The sequence below is a fragment of the Pyrococcus horikoshii OT3 genome (assembly GCF_000011105.1).
In the GTDB taxonomy this organism is placed as follows: Archaea; Methanobacteriota_B; Thermococci; order Thermococcales; family Thermococcaceae; genus Pyrococcus; species Pyrococcus horikoshii.
Window position 1 is genome coordinate 1,462,916 of record NC_000961.1, and the last position, 15,589, is coordinate 1,478,504.

Sequence of the window (15,589 nt, forward strand, 5' to 3'; positions counted from 1 at the left end):
ATCAGGAAGAAGCGCAAGCGATAGCTTTCGATTGATATGCATAGTTAAACACTTCAGGGTGTATGAAGTATGCCAACTCCTCAAGCCCAAGAACTATCCTGGGTCCAGGCCTAGATATTATGTTATCGTCACTGATCATGTAGATCCTTCCATTCTTAAAAGCGGTAGTCTTTGCAAGGGGGGTATTACATAGATCCTTTGGTGTTACCCCTGGGTGTTGAGAGAGTATTATGACTTCCGGATCCCTAGCGACGATCTCCTCCACACTTACAACCTTCCACCCCTGAATGTCATGGAATATATTCTCTCCACCAGCAAGAGATATTAGGCTGTCTATGAAGGTACCGTTCCCAGCTGTCCAGTAACCTTCATAGTAGCTAACTAGGTAAAACACCTTTACCTTTGTTGCATTCTCCGTTTTAGCTTTTATATCTTCAACAATGGCCTTCATGTAGTTCACAACGCCTTTAGCTTCTTCTTCCCTGTTAACGATCTTTCCAAGCTTTATTATCCAATCATAGATCTCATCGATATTCTTTGGGTCAACGATAACGACTGGAGCTATCTCCTGAAGCTTATCTAGGTATTTTATGTGTAGAGATGTTCCGATAATTAAATCTGGCTTCAAAGAGGCAATAACCTCTATATTTGGATTTGAAAAGTCTCCAATAATAGTTCTACCCTTTTTAACCCCAGGAGGGAAATCATCAAACTTAGTAACTCCAACAACCTTGTCAAGGGCCCCTATAAAGTAAAGCGTCTCAGTTATGCTCGGGGCGAGAGAGACTATCCTTTGAGGTTCTTTTTCTATTGTGACTCTCCTCCCTAAGGAATCGACTATTGTAAGGGGATAATGCGTTGGAGTCATTGTAATTGTTACAGTTTCCGTAATTGTACGGGTCATCTCCTTAGTCTTAGTTATGGTATGGGTAGATTGTGTTTGGGGAGTGGTGGTAGTGGTGGGGGTAGTAGAAGATCCTATGCACCCACTAACTAGCACTATTATAGCTAGGAATAGGGGTACAATTAACCTCTTCATGTTAGAACCTCCTTGGATTATTCGTCCAAATAATTAGGATCGTTGTTTAAAAAATTAATGGATAAAAAGTCCAAGTAACTAGAGATATTTTTCAGCTAACTCAAAGCCTTTATAGAGGGCTTTTAGGTTTATTTGCTCAGTTCCTTTCGGAACAGCATCCAAAACGGCCTTTTCAATGCTCTCTTTTTTCACTATTTTCGTTAATCCAACGAAGAGTCCCAGGGTGAGTATGTTCATCGTGAGGCTTAATCCAGTGGTTTCTTCAGCTATCTCCGTTAATGGATAGGCATAAACTTTTCTACCTTTCTCAAGCTCTTCATTCCTATTTGGAACTAGATCCTCCTCAATTATAACCAATCCTCCATTTTTTACAAGGGGAAGATACTTATCGTAGGCCTGCTGGCTAAGTAAGATCGCATAGTCGGGTTCTATGACTTTCGGGTAATCAATAGGTTCGTCGCTTATTACGACCTCAGCTCTACTTGCTCCACCTCTAGATTCTGGCCCATAGGCCTGAGTTTGAACTGCATAAAAACCTTCATATACCGCAGCGGCCCTTCCCAGAATTACACTAGCTAATATTACTCCCTGACCTCCAAAGCCGCCTATCAAAATTTCCCTTCTCAATCTTCCCACCCCATCATCTTCTTCGCCCTCTTTATGTACTCTCTGTACTCCCTAACCAATCCAGGCCTATTCCTATCAACGAATTCACCAATGATTATTTTCCCCTCAAGTTCCTCGGGCTTCATCTTCTTAGCTTTGTTTATAGGAACAGTTATCTTTTGATACCATCTAATTATCTCCGGTGCTGTCTTCATTTTATTCCTCCTTCCGAAGCTTATTGGACAGGGTGAGAGAAACTCAACAAGGGAAAATCCTTCTTTAGTTAGGGCCTTCTTTATACTGTTAATTCCCTGGATATAATTGAAAACAGTCCATCTAGCCACGTAGTTGGCCCCAGCAGCTACGGCCAATTGGGCTATGTCAAAGGGATTCTCAAATTGCCCATAGGGAGCTGTAGTGCCTCTTAATCCTTTAGGTGTAGTTGGAGCAACCTGACCACCTGTCATTCCATAGGTAAAGTTATTAATGAGTATTACAGTAACATCGAGGTTCCTTCTTATTGCATGGATTAGATGATTCCCCCCTATAGCAGCGGCATCTCCATCTCCCATAAAAGCTATTATCTTGAGCTCGGGGTTTGCTAGCTTTATCCCGGTAGCGAAGGCTAAAGCCCTTCCATGAGTGGTGTGAAGGCCGTCGAAGTTTACAAAGCCGGGCACCCTAGATGAGCAACCTATTCCACTCACCCAAACTATCTTATCAGGATCTAAGCCCAACTCATCTATAGCCCTAAGGGTGAACTGGAGAACTGAACCTATACCACAACCAGGGCAGAAGATCGTTGGAAGCATGTCCTTTCTGAGGTACTTATCCCTAATTTCATAAGCTGAGACTAGCTTCATGAGAGATCCCTCCTAATAAAGTCAATGATCTCCATTGGAGTGTGAACTTCGCCACCTATCTTACTTATCAATTTGACTTCGGCCTTTCCATTAGCTCCCTCCTTAACGAGATGATAGAGCTGACCAAGGTTCATTTCAGGGACATATATCCTCTCAACTTTTTCGGCGACCTTTTCTATTAGCTCAAAATCGAATGGCCAGATCGTATTTATCTTAAGCAATCCAGCCTTAATACCAAGGTTTCTTAGCTCTTTAATAGCCCTTAAGGCAGATCTAGCCACTATACCAGTAGTGACTATAGCTATCTCTGCATCATCAAGCTCTCTAGCTTCGTAATCAAAGATATCTTTCTTGTTTTTCTCTATCTTTTCGAAAATTCTCCTAATGAGTCTCTCATGAACCTCCCTCTCAACCGTTCTAGGCCTTCCCTTTTCATCATGCGTCAATCCAGTAACGTAAGTTCTGTAACCCTTACCAAAGATGGGCATTGGTGGGACTCCGTCACCATGAGGATCACCAAAGGGAAGCTTAGCCTCCTCCTCACTCCCAGGAAGCTTCCTATTTACTATTTCAATTTCATCAGGCTCCGGGATGTAAACCCTCTCTCTCATGTGGCCGACTTCAGCATCACTGAGCAATATCACGGGAGTTCTATATTTCTCGGCTAAATTAAAGGCCCTTATTGTAAAGTCAAAAGCTTCTTGAACTGTTGAAGGGCTCAAAACGATTAGGGTGTGATCTCCATGAGTTCCCCAAATAGACTGCATGATGTCTCCCTGGGAAGGTAATGTAGGTTGTCCCGTTGAAGGACCTCCTCTCTGGACGTTTACTACGACTATTGGGGTTTCGGTCATGACGGCATAACCAATATTCTCCTGCATCAAACTAAACCCAGGACCAGAAGTAGCAGTCATAGCTTTAACTCCGGCCCAGGAGGCCCCTATTACCGCAGCTATGCTACCTATTTCATCCTCCATCTGGATCACAACACCATCAATGAGGGGCATGTAGAGGGCCATAGCTTCAAATATCTCACTTGCTGGGGTTATTGGATAACCAGCATAGAATCTACAACCCGCTAAGATGGCAGCCCTAGCTATGGCCTCATCTCCCTGGATAAAGTCAGCTTTACCAACTGGAAAGGGAAGCCTCATTCTTTACCCACCTCCAGACCTTTTCTAAAAGCCCTCAAGTTAATTTCCTCTGTTCCCTTCGGAACCCTCCTCCTTATCGCCTCTTCAACGCTCTCAGGTTTGACAATGCCTGTTTTTGCTATAAGGTAACCCAGGGCCACCATATTAACCGTGAGTGCGAGTCCCGTAGTTTCCTCGGCTATCCTCGTAAATGGTGCCCCTACGAAATCTCTATCCGGCTTAACCAAATCGGTGTCAATTATAAGCAATCCGTCGGGCTTAAGTTTTGACTTAGCCGTTTCATAGCCTAGTTGATGCAAGGCCACTAAAACATCGGCATGGGTAACCATTAGATCATATATCTCCCCATCTGAGATTATTACATCAGCTATTGAATGTCCACCCCTACTCGCCGAACTGTAATCCTGAGTCTGGAGAACTCTAAGTCCCTCTATAGCAGCGGCCTCCCCCAGGATTACTCCAGCCAAGACTACACCCTGACCACCAATTCCAGCGAATCTAATCTGCATATCTCACTCCTCCTTAAGTCCAAACCTCTCTTGAACCTCATCGATAAGTTTGTTAAGTTCAGTTACAAACTCTGGCCTCTTTCTCTTCACAAATTCGCCCACAACAAATTTACCCTCAAGTTCTTCCTCACTCATGTTCTTAGCTTTGCTTATCGGGATAGAATTTTTCAAGAACCAGCGAAGCATCTCAGCGGGTTCTTTCATTTTATTTCTCCTTCCAAACTGAACCGGACATTGGGAAATTACTTCGACTAGGGAGAATCCCTTAGTCATTAAGGCCTTCTTTATACTCTCTATCAGCTGATAAACATGAGCAGTAGTCCACCTTGCAACGTAGGAAGCACCAGCAGCTGCAACCGTCTCGGCTACCTTTAGGGGATGTTCAATGTTTCTATAAGGTGTTGTCGTTGTTATTGCGCCAAAAGGCGTTGTTGGAGCAACCTGACCACCGGTCATTCCATAGATGAAGTTGTTAACCAGGATGACGGTTATATCTACGTTTCTTCTTGCAGCATGAATTAAGTGATTACCTCCAATGCTTGCTAAATCCCCATCTCCACTTATCACGACAACGTACTTGTCGGGAAGGCCAACCTTAACGCCAGTTGCAAATGCTATCGCCCTTCCATGTGTTGTGTGGAGCGTATCCGCTAAGAAGTAGGGAGAGGCTATCCAAGCCGAGCAACCGATACCACTAACAACAACTAGATCCCTGGGATCTATTTTTAGTTGATCTATAGCATTTGCAAATGCATTTAAAACCGTTCCACCACCACACCCCGGACAGAGAGCAGTAGGAAGTGCTTCTTTACGAAGATACTTTACCATTGGATACTTAGAATAAATCTTCGGCATCATGCAACACCCCTAATTTCCTTTAGAATCTCCTCAACCGTTAAGGGAACTCCCCCTATTTTATTCACTCCTTTTAATATAACATCGTCGTTCACAAACCTCTGAACCTCAAGTACCATTTGACCCAGATTCATTTCAGGAACAAGAATTGCCCTAACTTTCTTTCCTAATTCCCTCATTCTCTCTCCTGGGAACGGATGAACTGTTTTAGGAACGAAGAGGCCAGCTTTTATACCTTCTTCTCTAGCCTTTAATACTGCTCCGAGAGATGGCCTTGCAGAAACTCCCCAGCTAACCACAAGTATCTCAGCATCGTCAGTGTAGTACTCTTCATACTTCTCATAAACATCTCTATTCTGCTCTATCTTCCTGTGGATTCTCCTCACAAGTTTATCATGAACTTCTTGGGTGTAAACATCTCTAAGCCCATTCTCCTTGTGAGTAGAACCCGTCACGTGAGTGAAGTACCCATGGCCAAATAGGGGCATTGGTGGGACTCCGTCACCATGAGGATCACCAAAGGGAAGCTTAGCCTCCTCCTCACTCCCAGGAAGCTTCCTATAAGTGATTTCGACTTCATCCGGATCTGGAATCCTTATCTGCTCCCTAGTATGTCCAAGAATTCCATCGAATAAAACAATGACTGGAGTTCTAAGCTTTTCAGCTATGTTAAAAGCCCTTATAGTTTCCCAAAAGGCATCCTCGACACTTATAGGGGAGACAGCTATCATCGGATGGTCTCCATGCGTGCCCCACCTTGCCTGAAAGAAATCTCCCTGTGCTCCCTTAGTCGCCTGTCCAGTCGAGGGTCCACTCCTCTGGACGTTTACTACGACTATTGGGGTTTCGGTCATGACGGCATAACCAATATTCTCCTGCATCAAACTAAACCCAGGACCAGAAGTAGCAGTCATAGCTTTAAGCCCAGTCCAAGAAGCTCCTATCATTGCAGCTATACTTCCAATTTCATCCTCCATTTGCAGGTAATAACCTCCAACTTTCGGCAGTTCCCTGGCCATTGTCTCGGCTATTTCACTTGAGGGGGTTATTGGGTAACCTGCATAAAACCTGCAACCAGCAAATATTGCACCATAAGCTATGGCCTCATCTCCCATCATAAAATAGTTACCCGGTCTGTAGAGTTTTCTTAACAGGGCTTTTTGTTCCGGCTCATCTCCTCTAATTATCATAACTACCACCTTACGGCTATTGCAAAGTCTGGACATAGGAGTTCACATAACTTACACCTAACGCACTTCTCAACATGCACGGGGACTGGATAGTGGACACCTTTCTCGCTCAACTCCTTGCTCCATTCAAAGACCTTCCTTGGACACATTTCAACGCATATACCACAACCTTTGCATAGAAAAGTATCTATACTGATCTCTGTGGTCTTTGTTTTTCCGATAACTAGATACCCTTCCTTTTTTACCTCAGTTTGAACTTCCGAATCTGTCACTTATCATCCCCACTCTGATGTTTACATTTGTCAACATTTAAAGCTTTTGTAGATGGACATTAATGTTCAAAAAAGAAACAACGAGCAAAATGGGAGGATATTTGAAAGTTTATCAAAATTTTCGAGCATTTATGGAAGATGATTTGGATAAAAAGGTTAATTAACGAACCCAGAATCTTAGGATGGTGGTAGAAATGCTAGGGAAATTAAAAGAAAAGCTCCAATCTTTCATAAGGAGGGTAGAAGAAAATGTCGAAAAAGAAGAGGATGAAGCGAAAAAGAAGGGTTTGCTTGACAAGATTTTGATGATTGAGATAAAGGAAAAGGATATTGAAGAGGCATTGGAAGATTTAGAGCTTGAATTACTTGAAGCCGATGTTGCATTGGAGGTCGTCGACGAACTCAAAGATAGAATAAAGAGGAACTTAGTTGGTAAGAAAGTTAGAATTGGAACTAACAAAGAGAAGATCATTGAAGAAGCCGTTAGAAAGGCTGTCCTAGAAATTCTAACACCAGAAAAGAAAATGGACCTGCTAGAAGAGATAAAAAAAGCTGAAAAGCCCTACGTAATTTTATTCGTTGGCTTTAATGGTTCCGGTAAAACGACAACAATTGCAAAACTAGCACATTGGCTTAAGAAAAATGGATTTAGCGTTGTCATAGCTGCAAGTGATACATTCAGAGCTGGAGCTATAGAGCAGTTAGAGGAGCATGCTAAGAAAGTAGGTGTAAAGGTGATAAAGCATAAGTATGGAGCAGACCCCGCCGCAGTAGCCTATGATGCAATCCAACATGCTAAAGCTAGAGGGATAGACGTTGTCTTAATCGATACAGCTGGAAGAAGTGAGACTAATAGGAATCTTATGGATGAGATGAAGAAGATAGCAAGAGTTACAAAGCCTAACCTAGTAATCTTTGTTGGGGATTCTTTAGCCGGGAACGCAATAGTTGAACAGGCTAGACAGTTCAACCAAGCAGTGAAGATTGATGGAGTTATATTGACGAAGCTAGACGCAGATGCAAGGGGAGGGGCCGCCTTAAGTATAAGCCATGTGATAAATGCTCCGATCCTATTTGTTGGCATTGGCCAAGGCTACGAAGATTTAATACCCTTCGATGAAAGGTGGTTCGTAGAAAAGATATTGGGTGAGGAAAGTGCTTAAGGAAACCAAAGATGGAACAATAATTCAAGTAATAGTCAGACCAAACTCCAAGGAGAACAAGATTGAAGGAGTTGACAATTGGAAAAATAGAATAAGGATAAGCATAAAAGCTCCTCCAGTTAAAGGGGAGGCAAATAAGGAACTTATAAAGTTCCTCTCAAAGATTCTTGGGGCAAAAGTCGAGATAATTAGGGGAGAAACCTCTAGAGAAAAGGATCTCCTGGTAAAAGGGATAAAATTAGAGGAAGTTAAAAAGAGACTAAAGCTTTAGCTCTTCACCTGGCTTTAGTATTACAACCTCCGCTTTGTCCCCAACTAACCTCTTGAACTCTTCAGGATCCGCGGATATTGGTGGCCATGTGTTGTAATGCATTGGAACAACCTTCCTCGGCTTGAGTAGCTCCACGGCCTTTGCAGCTTCCCTAACACCCATGGTGAAGTGCCCTCCTATTGGAAGGAGGGCAACGTCTATGGGGCCGTAAAGTTCAGCGAACAGCTCCATATCTTTGAAAACATAAGTATCCCCAGCATGATAGATGGTAACATCGTCGAGCTTTACTATGTATCCAGAGGGATTTCCTATGCTGTACTTTCCATCGCTACTTGAGTGCCATGCAGGAACTTGAACTATAAATACTCCATCGATCTCAGTTGGGCCGTAATTCATCCCAATGGTTTCAACATCCTTGTACTTCTCGGAAATGTAGTTTGCAAGATCGTACATAGCTACTATCTTTGCCCCACTTATCCTTGCTATTTCACCAGCATCACCCAAGTGGTCTCCATGCGCATGGGTTACGAGAATTAGGTCAACATCCTTGAAGTCCTCCGGCCTTGCAGCGGCTTGTGGATTTCCAGTCAAAAATGGATCGATTAAGATCTTCTTGCTTCCCTCAATATAAAAGGCCGCATGTCCTAAAAACTTTACCTTCACCATCTTCGCCCACCCAGGAGTATAATAACAAAACATTACTTAAAACCTTACCTTTTAAAAAACCGGATTATTAAATTAAACAGGAGGGAGTTCTATGCCAACCAATGTAACAGCAGAATACCTAGCAGCGGAAGAGGAGTATAGAAATGCAAAGACAATTCCAGAGAAGATAAGAGCACTTGAGAAGATGTACGCCTTAGTTCCGAAACATAAAGGAACCGAAAAATTACGATTACAAATAAAGAGGAGACTTGCAGAGCTTAGGAGGGAATTAGAAAAGCAGAGACAACAGAGAAAGGGAGGAGGTTATTCTTTAGCGGTTAAAAAAGAAGGTGCAGCTCAAATAGTCCTGGTAGGATTGCCTAACGTTGGAAAGTCTGAACTTTTGAGAGCGTTAACTGGAGTGGACGTTGAAAGTGCAGATTATCCTTTTACGACCACGGAACCCGTTCCAGCGATGATGAACTACAAAGATGTTCAGATACAACTTGTTGAAGTTCCTGGGCTCTTAGAAGGGGCAGCTCTTGGAAAAGGTATGGGCCCTCAACTTCTAGCCGTTATAAGGAATGCTGATGCAATAGCTATAGTTATAGACCTAAGTGAGGACCCGATAAAGCAGATGGAAATCCTGCTTAGAGAATTTGAGAGGGCTGGAATTAAAGTGAATAAACGAAGACCTAGGGTAGAGATCAGAAAAACACCAAGTGGTGGGATAGTTATAAACGGGGCGGAGAACATAAAGGGTGATCTAAGTGAGGTAATGAGAATGCTTAGAGAAGAGAAGATACACTCAGCAGAGATTACGGTAAAAGAACCCGTAACACTTGAGGAGTTTGCAGATGCTTTAGACGATAGCCTAGTCTGGAAAAAAGCTATAATAATAGCAAATAAAGGGGACAGCCCAGGAAGTAAAGAGAATTACCACAAATTGATAAATAAATATGGGGAGAAATTTAAGATCGTTCCAGTTTCAGCAAAGAAGAGAATAAACCTAGAAGCAGTGAAAGAGGCTATTTACGACGTTGCCGAAATAATAAGGGTATTTACCAAGAGTCCAGGAGAAGAGCCTGCATATCCACCAATAGCCCTAAAGAGGGGAGCAACGGTAATGGATGTTGCAGAAAGGATTCATAAGGATCTTGTAAAGAACTTTAGATATGCTAGAGTTTGGGGAAAAAGCGTAAAATTCCCAGGACAGAGAGTTGGCCCAGACCATGTTTTGGAAGATGGGGATATAGTTGAGATACATGCAAAGTAGTTAACTTCCCACTCTCTTACTTCCCCGCTTCTTACCCTTCCAGCCTTCCCTTCCTCTATGAATATACCTCAACAATTCTCTGGCCTCGTTTACGTACTTAATTGCAAGTGAAATATTCCCCTGGTTTAACGCATCTTCAGCTTTCGCTATTAACTCCTTAACCCCTCTAACATCTACTCCTTGAGCTTCCAGTCTCATGGTGAGTAGCTTTAAAAATTTAATTTGAATTTGAAGCTCAAGCTTGGGAGGCATCTTAACTCTAGGTTTTGCAAAAATCCCAGTAGCGATTATCCTTTCAGCTTTAGCCCTAGCAAGATTGGCAAAGTTATAAGCCTTTAAATAATCCCCCTGAGAATATGCCTCCTTAGCAATGCCTAGGAATTTATAAGCACTTTCAAGCCCAAGGCTAAGACCACTTAACCTTGATATAACTTCGGCCCTTTTAATGGCCCTTTCTGCTTTCTCTATTGCTTCTTCTGCAACTTCCCTGGTTACGTTAGCCTTTACTATTATTGGCCCATATAAATGGAGCCTCCTAATGATGTTCTTAGAAAATGGGGTTTCAATGACGATAAGTTTTCCACTCCAATTTACGGGAACATTGGTTGAGTTATTCGAGATATAGACTGGAATTACGTTGTTTTCCCTCATTAATTCTCTTAGCTTTGATAACCCAGCCAGATCCCAACCATAAACTACTACCAGCTTCACGCCCTTGAAGAGGTGAGGATAATCTTTTCTTATGAAGTTTATCACACTAGTTGCCGTCTCAACCCTTGTAGCTCCCCAACGCCTTACATACGGAATTCCAACTGACTGGAGGTCAACTTCATATTGAGGACTAACGGCCTTAGGCCCACCTATTATCAAAACTAGAGATGGGTTTTTCTCTATTATCTCCACGCTTATCGATTCATTATAAACTCCCCACGGAGTTACAACTACCTCCGCATTAAGAAGCTCGCCTACTTTCTGAGCTAAAGCCAGATCAGCTTCATTGTCGCTTACAAGTATTAAGGTATTCTGTACCTGGGCCAGAGTTGGGACTGCTGTACCTAGAATAATAAAAGATAGAAGGAGAGGAAGAAATTTTTTCATTTATTCACCCCCTCGTTTTATGCTTAGCTTTATGGAGTTCTCTTATATCCCTCCATAATTCCCTATGAATAAGTACTATTAATGTCTTTGCAAGCCTGAAATCACCCTTACTTAGAGCACTCTTTGCTTGTAGCAATAGTCCTTCTTCAATTGAAACGTCAACTCCCCTTTCCTTGAGCTTATTTAGCACTCTTTCTAGAACCCTTATTTCTATTTTCAGCCTAATAACTCCAATGTTAAGCTTCTTTTGACTGTTCTCTGTAGCTGACTTTATTATCGCTTCTGAAATATTTCTAGCAGCTGTTGCAAGTCCAAATGCCCTTCCATATTTTCCTTCTTCATAGGCCTTCTTTGCTAATTCAAGGTCTCTTTCGGCATTTACAAGTAGTACGTCAACATTCGGTTTGCTAGAGTTTTTAGCAACCTCTTTGGCGACTTTTAATCTATCCTCAGCTAATTTAATAGCCCTCTTAGCAATTTCGGCCGTAACGTTGACAGTTACCTCTTTTGTGTTGTTTCCAAGCTTTTTCTTAAGCTCTCTCATTACCCTTTCGGCGTATCTGCTCCTAATTATCTTTATTTTCCTGAACTTCCTGAGATCCTCTATTGTAGTGTTCTTAATTATTAGTGGAACAATACCCCTCTCCTTCAATGCTTCCATTAATGCTGGATAGTCCCAGCCGTACACTACTACAACAGTAACATTCTCAAATGCCCTTGGAAATCTCTCCCTTATTATTTCAAAGGCCTTCTTGCATGTTTCCGCCCTATCCACACCACCTGCCCTAAGAACTGTGACGTTAAAGTCCTTCAGAGCTTCTTCATATATAGGTGGCACTGCTATTGGGCCTCCTATTATAATTACTAAATCTGGAGTAAGGTTTACTATCTCATCAAGCACTGTTTCATTGTACACACCCCATGGGGTTGTAACTAGAGTTGCATTTAGAATCTCTGCTATCTTTTGGGCTAGGGTCATGTCAGCTTCATTGTCACTACTTAGTATCACTATGGTACTTGTTCCCTGATCCTGAGCACTTACTGCAGGGATAGCGGCTATGCTAAATGCCACAACTAATGCCACAAATATACCAAGTAGCCTCCTCATTCTACGTCACCAATTATAACAAAACCTCAGGATCTATAAGAGGAATTTCACGTTCCTATATCGTCCCTGAATGTTTCAAATCCTCCCATTTGGATAAAAAGTATTCCAAAGCACTTTAAATGACTTTAACTAACTTTTCCATCCAGGGAGAAACCCTAACTCTAATGTATCCCTTGAATTTTTCATCGACATCTTCATCTCCCGTGTACACTCTAACGAAGCCATCTTTGACCTTTGAAGGTGTTGCAACGACAATAACTCCTTCCTTTCCAACCTTTTTAAGGACTTCAGGAGAGAACTGCTGATTGCCCCTTCCGAATAGGAAGTTAAGTCCGCCTATTATCGTGACTACTATCTTAGGTTTCTTATCAAGAAACTTTAAGAGATCCTTTTCGCTGGCATCTTTAACTAGAAGCTTAGCTTTCCCATTTTCAACTCTGACTACATCCACGCCGAGCAGAGTTCCCTCAATTCCGATCTTATCCTTTATCCTTTTTATCGTGGATCCTGCACCGAGAAAGTATATCCCATCGCTACTAAGAATTTCCTCGGCAACAGCGTCAGCAAGTGCCTCTAATTCAGCACTTTCATCAATAGTTGTGGCTTCTTTACTACCTTGGACAAGCATTTCAACAATTGGGGTTATGGCTTCAGAAAATTTCTTTGCCTTAACCCTATCTCTCCTGTAAGCATTTTCGTCTAAATCCATGACAGGCCTCTCCTCAAGCTTAGCGTTTCCTTTCAAAAACTCAACGAGAATTCTAGCGGCATCTTCCGGAGATGTTGCAAAGACGCCTGAAAACATCTTAACACCAGTAGGAATACCAAGAATTGGAATATCTTTGTCAACAGCCTCGGTAACATCCCTTGCGGTTCCATCGCCACCAGCGAATAATAATAGCTCAGCCCCGTTCTTTACAATTTCTTTAGCAAGCACTTTGGTATCTTCAGCTGAAGTGTCCGGGATTTTAACGCCCATAATATCTCTGTATCCAATCTCCCTATGCTTAATAACTTCGTAGGGAAATTCAAACTTCTTGAGGGCATCTTCACCAAGAGGTCCCGGTCCCGTAAGGAATTCAACGGCAACGTTGTAACTTTCTAGTTCCTTTAGGAATAATTCAACTAATTTCTGACTAATAGGACGAGCCCCTCTTTTCACTGCTTCTTCAACTACGCCATCCGTACCTTTTAAAGCAACCCTACCTCCCATTCCAGCAATCGGATTAATTATCAATCCAACTTTCATAATTAATCACCTCATATATTTCCTCGCAAACACTGTTAAGAAGACCGCCCACATGAACATTCCAAAGATTGCTTCTATTGAGGCTATGACCTTTCCCACACCTATTGGATGCAAGTCCCCATATCCAAGGGTCGTTGCTGTAACGATGCTAAAGTACACGTAATCAAAGAGAGAACTAGTCGGAACGACACTTTTAGTAAGTGCATAGAATACTGGGAAGACAAAGATTACAAGCCCCATCCATAGAAAAACGGGTCTTTTCCAATCTGTACCATACTTACAAGTTAAATCCGCAAACAAAAACTCAAACAACACTTCTAACAATTTAACCATCTTCTTTAACGTCCTGGGACCTTTTCTATAATGCTGTATAACTTTTTTCCTCCTAGCTAACATTTCAAGATAGTAATACTCGTCAGCATTCTCCTTATCCCCACTCCCCTCCCATGTCGTTCTCGCTATCCTATAGAATACTTCAGCTAAGTAAGGATTATTGAACTGACAATTATCTATGACGATAAAGCCATAAACATTGAGTTCTGCAAGGAGATTAGGAAGATACGCCAAGTTCCAATTTTCATCACTATATAGCCTCGTATTTCTGAGAACCAGGTTATTGTGAATTATTACATGAACAAATTCAGGATAGCGAACTCTACTATTCACAATCTCAACGTGTCCTGGAACTGAGAGATTCTCAAATATCAGTTGACCCGAGAACCTATTGATGAATATTCGAACCTGTTTCCTAAATCTAGGACTCTCATCAAACTCCACTCCAGTAATAGTTAGAGTATGAACCCTTACAGGCTTCTTTCTATCTAAGGAAAGTTTTATTCCAAATTCCTCCATAATTTTTGCCATCAATGGATACTTAGAGTTCAAAGCTATCCTCCTAACGTCTTTAAGATTTGCAAGTTCTATCCTACCTGCGATTCTAACTTTTTCCCCAAATTCCTCTTCTGTAGTGACTTCTTTTGGGGAGAATTCAGTGGAGTTTATCATAACATATCTTATGCTTGAATCCCTAAATAGAATCGAAGAGCTAAATTTGACCGAACATATGCTAACTCCATAAATACTTCCCCCATTTACATAGAAAAAATCAACTTCTGAATTAACTATTACGAGTGTATCAATTGTCGTATCTATCAAGCTTAAACTTTTAATCTTGGAGGTTACTATGACTAGCCTCTTTATTATTGAGTTCCTAAAAATCAATGCCTCATTGATCTCCTTTCCTACAATTATGACATCATAAAGTTTAACCCCTTCGAAATTCCTAATCCCCCTTTCCAATGCCCTCTCAAAAGCCCTCTTTTTTATGTACTTTATCCTATCCCCATACAGAAGCTCTCCTTCCTCGAATGGGATATGAAGAGAGCAGTACTTGGAACCTTTCAAGGGCTTCCTTCGACACTTCTTTCCATTAGAGTAGGTATATTCACACACTTATTCCAGCCTCCCTTTCTTCCTGGACTCTTCTAGCCTTGGCCATTTCCATAGCTTCTACATGCTCCTTCTCACCCTTAGCTCCCTTTAACCTTTTAGAGAGGGACATTAGAACATCTTCAGGACCATAAAGTATAAGTTCATCCCCAGGAAGTACCTTCGTACTTCCATGAGGAGCACCAAGGTAAACCCTTCTTCCGTTAACTTTCCTATATATTCCAAGTACTAAAACTCCTTCCTTATCAAGCTGAAGATCTCTTAGAGTCTTATCTGCAAGCCAGCTCCTCCTCTTAACTTTTATTTGAACTATTGAGTAACCTCTAGTTATCCCTAAAAGCTGAGAATAATCTATAACCCTAAGTGAAGGGGCCAACCTTGAAAGACCTTTCTTTATGGCCTTTCTCATCACCCTCTCAATGAATTTCGACCTAAAGAACAAATAAAGGGCCAATAGCCCAATGAGTAGGACAACCATCCTATACCCTGCTTCCTCCTTAGTTGTACCAACGAAGCTTAAAACGAGAGTTGCTATTGCAGAGGTTACACCCGCGCTACCTAGCAGCATTAGTATCCTTATTATCCTCCTTCTAACGGGATGGGAAACCACGTATTCACTCTCACTAGTCGTGAAGCCAACACCAGAGAATGCTGACTGGGCTTGAAAAGCAGCAACATCCCTAGAGAGCCCAGTCATTTCAAGTGCTACAGCCCCTATCCTAACTATTATAGCAGATATTAGGACAACCAGGAGCAACGTTATTATCGTGATCACATTTTGGTATGTTAGAGTCCGAACTTATAAGTTTGACCAAAACATTTTTATCATAATTAAGCTTCCC

General features: G+C 41.9%; 17 protein-coding genes. 3 read left to right on the forward strand and 14 right to left on the reverse strand.

All coding sequences use genetic code 11. The features are described from left to right. Position 1: 1 nt before the first annotated feature. The 8 genes from PH_RS07830 to PH_RS07865 form a co-directional block, all read right to left on the reverse strand. Positions 2-1,039 carry an ABC transporter substrate-binding protein gene (locus tag PH_RS07830; RefSeq protein ID WP_010885726.1) on the reverse strand — a complete coding sequence of 346 codons (1,038 nt, stop codon included), beginning with the start codon at positions 1,037-1,039 and terminating at the stop codon, positions 2-4. Positions 1,040-1,117: 78 nt separating this feature from the next. Further along, entirely contained in the window at positions 1,118-1,666 is a 549-nt protein-coding gene (locus tag PH_RS07835; protein ID WP_048053450.1) for a 2-oxoacid:ferredoxin oxidoreductase subunit gamma, read from the reverse strand. Next, entirely contained in the window at positions 1,663-2,508 is an 846-nt protein-coding gene (locus PH_RS07840) for a 2-oxoacid:ferredoxin oxidoreductase subunit beta (protein WP_010885728.1), read from the reverse strand. Before PH_RS07840 ends, PH_RS07835 begins: the two co-directional genes overlap by 4 nt. Continuing rightward, complete coding sequence (locus tag PH_RS07845; RefSeq protein WP_010885729.1) at positions 2,505-3,662, reverse strand: 2-oxoacid:acceptor oxidoreductase subunit alpha; 1,158 nt, start codon at positions 3,660-3,662, stop codon at positions 2,505-2,507. The genes PH_RS07840 and PH_RS07845 overlap by 4 nt, the downstream gene beginning before the upstream one ends. Next, positions 3,659-4,171 (reverse strand): 2-oxoacid:ferredoxin oxidoreductase subunit gamma, encoded by a 513-nt coding sequence (locus tag PH_RS07850; protein WP_010885730.1) that lies wholly within the window; start codon positions 4,169-4,171, stop codon positions 3,659-3,661. The genes PH_RS07845 and PH_RS07850 overlap by 4 nt, the downstream gene beginning before the upstream one ends. 3 nt (positions 4,172-4,174) lie before the next feature. Further along, on the reverse strand, positions 4,175-5,029 hold the full coding sequence (locus PH_RS07855) for a 2-oxoacid:ferredoxin oxidoreductase subunit beta (RefSeq protein ID WP_010885731.1): 855 nt from the start codon (positions 5,027-5,029) through the stop codon (positions 4,175-4,177). Next, entirely contained in the window at positions 5,026-6,216 is a 1,191-nt protein-coding gene (locus PH_RS07860) for a 2-oxoacid:acceptor oxidoreductase subunit alpha (protein ID WP_010885732.1), read from the reverse strand. Before PH_RS07860 ends, PH_RS07855 begins: the two co-directional genes overlap by 4 nt. A gap of 2 nt (positions 6,217-6,218) precedes the next feature. Then, positions 6,219-6,488 (reverse strand): 2-oxoglutarate ferredoxin oxidoreductase subunit delta, encoded by a 270-nt coding sequence (locus tag PH_RS07865; protein WP_010885733.1) that lies wholly within the window; start codon positions 6,486-6,488, stop codon positions 6,219-6,221. A gap of 194 nt (positions 6,489-6,682) precedes the next feature. Between PH_RS07865 and ftsY the strand changes: the two genes are divergently transcribed. Together ftsY and PH_RS07875 are read left to right on the forward strand one after the other, a co-directional pair. Next, on the forward strand, positions 6,683-7,651 hold the full coding sequence (ftsY, locus tag PH_RS07870) for a signal recognition particle-docking protein FtsY (RefSeq protein ID WP_048053451.1): 969 nt from the start codon (positions 6,683-6,685) through the stop codon (positions 7,649-7,651). Next, the gene (locus PH_RS07875) at positions 7,644-7,922 is read left to right on the forward strand and encodes a DUF167 domain-containing protein (RefSeq protein ID WP_048053452.1); all 279 of its coding nucleotides are present in this window, start codon (positions 7,644-7,646) and stop codon (positions 7,920-7,922) included. Before ftsY ends, PH_RS07875 begins: the two co-directional genes overlap by 8 nt. On the opposite strand, the gene PH_RS07880 is transcribed toward PH_RS07875, so the two are convergent. Then, positions 7,911-8,588 (reverse strand): metal-dependent hydrolase, encoded by a 678-nt coding sequence (locus PH_RS07880; protein WP_048053453.1) that lies wholly within the window; start codon positions 8,586-8,588, stop codon positions 7,911-7,913. The two genes, PH_RS07875 and PH_RS07880, sit on opposite strands and share 12 nt — an antisense overlap. A gap of 91 nt (positions 8,589-8,679) precedes the next feature. Here PH_RS07880 and PH_RS07885 point away from each other — a divergent pair, with 91 nt between their 5' ends. Then, the gene (locus PH_RS07885; RefSeq protein ID WP_010885738.1) at positions 8,680-9,843 is read left to right on the forward strand and encodes an OBG GTPase family GTP-binding protein; all 1,164 of its coding nucleotides are present in this window, start codon (positions 8,680-8,682) and stop codon (positions 9,841-9,843) included. Here PH_RS07885 and PH_RS07890 read toward each other — a convergent pair whose 3' ends face one another. From PH_RS07890 to PH_RS07910, 5 genes are all read right to left on the reverse strand, one after another. Then, positions 9,844-10,941: a cell wall-binding repeat-containing protein gene (locus tag PH_RS07890; protein WP_010885739.1), complete on the reverse strand. Its 1,098-nt coding sequence runs from the start codon at positions 10,939-10,941 to the stop codon at positions 9,844-9,846. 4 nt (positions 10,942-10,945) lie between these two features. Then, positions 10,946-12,049 carry a cell wall-binding repeat-containing protein gene (locus PH_RS07895; protein ID WP_010885740.1) on the reverse strand — a complete coding sequence of 368 codons (1,104 nt, stop codon included), beginning with the start codon at positions 12,047-12,049 and terminating at the stop codon, positions 10,946-10,948. A gap of 115 nt (positions 12,050-12,164) precedes the next feature. Then, a complete protein-coding gene (locus PH_RS07900) occupies positions 12,165-13,298 on the reverse strand; it encodes an ATP-NAD kinase family protein (RefSeq protein WP_010885741.1) in 1,134 nt (377 codons plus the stop codon). Positions 13,299-13,304: 6 nt separating this feature from the next. After that, entirely contained in the window at positions 13,305-14,750 is a 1,446-nt protein-coding gene (locus PH_RS07905) for a potassium channel family protein (RefSeq protein WP_010885742.1), read from the reverse strand. Beyond that, on the reverse strand, positions 14,743-15,522 hold the full coding sequence (locus PH_RS07910) for a TrkA C-terminal domain-containing protein (RefSeq protein WP_010885743.1): 780 nt from the start codon (positions 15,520-15,522) through the stop codon (positions 14,743-14,745). Before PH_RS07910 ends, PH_RS07905 begins: the two co-directional genes overlap by 8 nt. Positions 15,523-15,589: the final 67 nt, after the last annotated feature.

What these genes read in the sequence shown, in the direction of transcription:
- PH_RS07830 (WP_010885726.1), bottom strand. Translation starts at nt 1,039, where the DNA reads ATGAAGAGGTTAATTGTACCCCTATTCCTAGCTATAATAGTGCTAGTT.
- PH_RS07840 (WP_010885728.1), bottom strand. Translation starts at nt 2,508, where the DNA reads ATGAAGCTAGTCTCAGCTTATGAAATTAGGGATAAGTACCTCAGAAAG.
- PH_RS07845 (WP_010885729.1), bottom strand. Translation starts at nt 3,662, where the DNA reads ATGAGGCTTCCCTTTCCAGTTGGTAAAGCTGACTTTATCCAGGGAGAT.
- PH_RS07850 (WP_010885730.1), bottom strand. Translation starts at nt 4,171, where the DNA reads ATGCAGATTAGATTCGCTGGAATTGGTGGTCAGGGTGTAGTCTTGGCT.
- PH_RS07855 (WP_010885731.1), bottom strand. Translation starts at nt 5,029, where the DNA reads ATGATGCCGAAGATTTATTCTAAGTATCCAATGGTAAAGTATCTTCGT.
- PH_RS07860 (WP_010885732.1), bottom strand. Translation starts at nt 6,216, where the DNA reads ATGATAATTAGAGGAGATGAGCCGGAACAAAAAGCCCTGTTAAGAAAA.
- ftsY (WP_048053451.1), top strand. Translation starts at nt 6,683, where the DNA reads ATGCTAGGGAAATTAAAAGAAAAGCTCCAATCTTTCATAAGGAGGGTA.
- PH_RS07880 (WP_048053453.1), bottom strand. Translation starts at nt 8,588, where the DNA reads ATGGTGAAGGTAAAGTTTTTAGGACATGCGGCCTTTTATATTGAGGGA.
- PH_RS07885 (WP_010885738.1), top strand. Translation starts at nt 8,680, where the DNA reads ATGCCAACCAATGTAACAGCAGAATACCTAGCAGCGGAAGAGGAGTAT.
- PH_RS07890 (WP_010885739.1), bottom strand. Translation starts at nt 10,941, where the DNA reads ATGAAAAAATTTCTTCCTCTCCTTCTATCTTTTATTATTCTAGGTACA.
- PH_RS07895 (WP_010885740.1), bottom strand. Translation starts at nt 12,049, where the DNA reads ATGAGGAGGCTACTTGGTATATTTGTGGCATTAGTTGTGGCATTTAGC.
- PH_RS07900 (WP_010885741.1), bottom strand. Translation starts at nt 13,298, where the DNA reads ATGAAAGTTGGATTGATAATTAATCCGATTGCTGGAATGGGAGGTAGG.